The 3,613-nt window shown below is 64.7% G+C and carries 4 protein-coding genes; 1 reads left to right on the top strand and 3 read right to left on the bottom strand.

From position 1 onward, the window contains the following. Positions 1–659: YeeE/YedE thiosulfate transporter family protein (locus F6S12_RS30465; protein WP_315869740.1), on the top strand; the 659-nt coding region annotated here is incomplete at its 5' end. 113 nt (positions 660–772) lie between these two features. Here F6S12_RS30465 and F6S12_RS30460 read toward each other — a convergent pair. The 3 genes from F6S12_RS30460 to F6S12_RS30450 all read right to left on the bottom strand — a co-directional run. Next, the gene (locus tag F6S12_RS30460) at positions 773–1,873 is read right to left on the bottom strand and encodes a polyamine ABC transporter substrate-binding protein (protein ID WP_169892369.1); all 1,101 of its coding nucleotides are present in this window, start codon (positions 1,871–1,873) and stop codon (positions 773–775) included. A 12-nt stretch (positions 1,874–1,885) separates the two neighbouring features. After that, positions 1,886–2,917 (bottom strand): histone deacetylase family protein, encoded by a 1,032-nt coding sequence (locus tag F6S12_RS30455; RefSeq protein ID WP_011064310.1) that lies wholly within the window; start codon positions 2,915–2,917, stop codon positions 1,886–1,888. Positions 2,918–3,081: 164 nt separating this feature from the next. Next, on the bottom strand, positions 3,082–3,613 hold a 532-nt coding region (locus F6S12_RS30450), incomplete at its 5' end, for an ankyrin repeat domain-containing protein (RefSeq protein WP_315869739.1).

Raw genomic sequence — 3,613 nt, 5'->3', positions numbered from 1 at the left:
GCCCGGCGCTGGGCCTGAGCCTGTGCCTGTTCGCGCTGATCGCGGTGCTCACCCTGACCCTGGAAAAGCGCCGTCATGGCAGCCTTGAAGCTCCGGTCACCAGCGAGCACCAGGGCTGGCGCCGGCTGCTGCGCGGCCCCTGGCCGCTGGTCTGGGGCGCGGTAGCCCTGGCTCTGCTGAACTTCGCCACCCTGGCCCTGGCGGGGCGCCCATGGGGCATTACCTCGGCGTTCGCCCTTTGGGGCGCCAAGGTTGCCAGCGGGCTGGGGGTAGACGTAGGCAGTTGGGTGTTCTGGCAGGGCGCGGCGAATGCCAAGGCGCTGGCGGCACCGGTGTGGCAGGACATCACCAGCGTCATGGACATCGGCATCGTCCTGGGTGCCTTGCTGGCGGCAGGGCTGGCGGGGCGTTTTGCCCCCAACCTGAGAATCCCCACCCGTTCCCTGGTGGCGGCGGTAATCGGCGGCCTGCTGCTGGGCTACGGTTCGCGCCTGGCCTATGGCTGCAACATCGGCGCCTACTTCAGCGGCATCGCCTCCGGCAGCCTGCATGGCTGGCTGTGGCTGGTGGCGGCCTTCATCGGCAACGGCGTGGGCGTGCGCCTGCGGCCCTGGTTCTTCGCCGAAGAACGCAGCCCCCAAGGCCTCACCGGCTGCTAAACGCCACTGTGTAGGAGCCGGCTTGCCGGCGAACAGCGGCGACGCGGTCTATCACCCGCCGCGTCCTCGTCGTTCGCCGCCCACCAGAACACCGCCCGTGTGCTTGCGCCGGATCAGGTCCCGGACTTGATCTTGGTCCAGGCCCGGGTCCGCGCCCGCTCTGCATCACGGGGCAACGGCTGCAGCGTGTACAGGGTGCTCATGGCCGCTTCTGTCGGATACAGGTTGGGGTTGTTGCGGATCGAAGGGTCTACCAGTCCGGTCGCGTCCTTGTTCGGGTTGGGATAACCGACAAAGTCGCTGACCGGGGCAATCACCTGGGGTTGCAGCAGGTAGTTGATGAAGGTGTAGGCATCTTCCGGGTTCTTCGCGCCCTTGGGGACCGCCAGCATGTCGAACCAGATCGGCGCGCCTTCCTTGGGCAGGCGCATGTCCACGGTCACGCCGTTCTTGGCTTCCTTGGCGCGGTTGGCGGCCTGGGAGAAGCTCCCCGAATAGCCCACCGCCACGCAGATATCGCCATTGGCGATGTCGGCCATGTACTTGGAGGAGTGGAAGTAGGTGATGTACGGCCGGATCTTCATCAGCAGCGCTTCAGCCTTCTCGTAGTCCGCCGGCTTCTTGCTGTTGGGGTCCAGGCCCAGGTGCTGCAGGGCCAGGGGCAGGATTTCCGAAGGCGAGTCGAGCAGGGCCACGCCGCACTGCTTGAGCTTGCTGATGTTCTCTTCCTTGAAGATCAGGTCCCAGCTGTCCACCGGCGCCTTGTCGCCGAGGGCGGCCTTGACCTTGTCCGGGTTGAAGCCGATCAGGATGGTGCCGTACATGTAGGGCACGGCGAATTTGTTGCCCGGGTCGTTGGCCTCGATCAGCTTCATCAGCTTGGGGTCCAGGTGGTTCCAGTTGGGCAGCTTGCTGCGGTCCAGGGGCTGGAACACCCCGGCCTCGATCTGCTTGGCCAGGAACACGTTGGACGGCACCACCACGTCATACCCGGAGTTGCCGGTCAGCAGCTTGGCCTCCAGGGCTTCGTTGGTGTCGAAGATGTCGTAGACCAGCTTCACCTGGCTGTTCTGGGCCTTGAAGTCTTCCAGGGCCTTGGGGGTGATGTAGTCGAACCAGTTGTACACCCGCAGGGTGCGTTCTTCGGCGTGGGCGGCGGTCCCCAGCAGGCTGGCGCACAAGGCGGGGATCATTAAGCATTTGAGTCTTTGCATGATGCGAATCCCTCACTGGGCGCTTTGGAAGCCTTCGAGAACGTTGACGGCGTTGATGCCGATTTCCTCAACCGCATAACCGCCTTCCATGACGAACAGCGTCGGCTTGCCGAGGGCGGCGATGCGCTTGCCCATGGCCAGGTAGTCCGGGCTGTCGAGTTTGAATTGCGAGATCGGATCGTCCTTGAAGGTGTCCACGCCCAGGGACACCACGATGATGTCGGCGTCATAGCGCTGGATTTCGTTGCAGGCCTGTTCCAGGGCCGCGCTCCACGCATCCCAGCCGCTACCGGCGGCCAGCGGGTAGTTGAAGTTGAAGCCTTCCCCGGCGCCTTCGCCGCACTCGTCGGCATAGCCCAGGAAGAACGGGAACTCGGCTTCCGGGTGGCCGTGGATCGAGGTGAAGAGCACGTCGCTGCGCTCATAGAAGATCGACTGGGTGCCGTTGCCGTGGTGGTAGTCGACGTCGAGGATCGCGACCTTCCTGTGGCCCTGATCGAGGAACGCCTGGGCAGCAATGGCGGCGTTGTTCAGGTAGCAGTAGCCGCCCATCAGGTCGCCGGCGGCGTGGTGTCCCGGTGGCCGGCACAGGGCGAAGGCACTGTGGGCGCCATTCTGGATATGGGCCTGGGCGGTCAGCGCCACCTGCGCCGCGCTATAGGCCGCCTGCCAGGTGCCGGCGGTGATCGGCGCGCCGCCGTCGAAGCTGTAGTAGCCGAGCTGGCCGTGGAGGCTGGTGGGAATCACGCTGCGCAAGGTACGCGCCGGCCAGGTGTAGGGCAGCAGGTCGCCGTCGATGCCCTGTGCCGCCCAGCGCGCCCAGGCGCCCTTGAAGAAGTCCAGGTAGGCCCGGCTGTGGATGCGCTCGATGGGCTCCAGGCCGAAGTCCTTGGGTGCCTCTACCGGCCCCAGGTTTTGATGTTTCACCCGATCCAGCACGTGGTCGGCCCGGGAAGGCATTTCGAAGCAGGGCATCAGTTGCCCGTCGATGAGTTCGCAACGGCCGTGGTGCAGGTGGTGATCGTCCGAGTAGATCGTCAGCATTTTCTTGTTCTCCGCAGGCTGATTCGGTGGATCACAGTCTTGCGGGGCGCGGGGTTTGGGAGAACGGCAGGAGCGGCCAAAAGGGGATTGATGTGGCCAAAGTGTTTGACCGAAATTCGCCCCTTAAAGAGGCATGGCGCCCCGTTGCGGGGCGCCATCCGGTTTCAGCTGGCAGGCGGGGTAGGGGCGTAGCGCTGCAGGACCTTGAGCATGTCCTCGCGTTTTTTCCGGGCAATGGCTTCCAGCAATATTGCGTAGCCCTTTTTCTCGCAGTGCTGGCCGACATTCGGGTCGGCGCCTTTCTCCAGCAGCAGGGTGAACATCTCCAGAGTGTCCTGCTGGCTGACGGAGGGCGACTGGGCGTCGGCGGAGGTCTTGTCGGCGACCAGGGTCAGCAGGCTTTCGCCGACGGGCTGGTTGTTGCAAACGGCACGGCCGTAGCTCAGGTTGAGGTTGGCGCCGGCCGCTATCAACTGCTTCATGGCCACGTAGTTGTTGCCCGAGAAGGCCCGGTACAGTGCGGTTTCGCCGTCATTCTTGTTGCGCAGGTCGAGGTTCTGCGGGTACTGCAGCAGCCAGCTGAAGCCTTGCAGGCTGCGCTTGTTCTCGGCCATCTGCATCAGTGGCGTCACGCCCTGGCTGTCGGGTTCGTCGATGGCCACGCCAGCCTCGATGAGGAACTTCAGGCGCCCGCCC

Source organism: Pseudomonas sp. JV245A (assembly GCF_032424515.1).
Lineage (GTDB): Bacteria > Pseudomonadota > Gammaproteobacteria > Pseudomonadales > Pseudomonadaceae > Aquipseudomonas > Aquipseudomonas protegens.
This window is presented reverse-complemented; position numbering and strand designations above follow the sequence as displayed.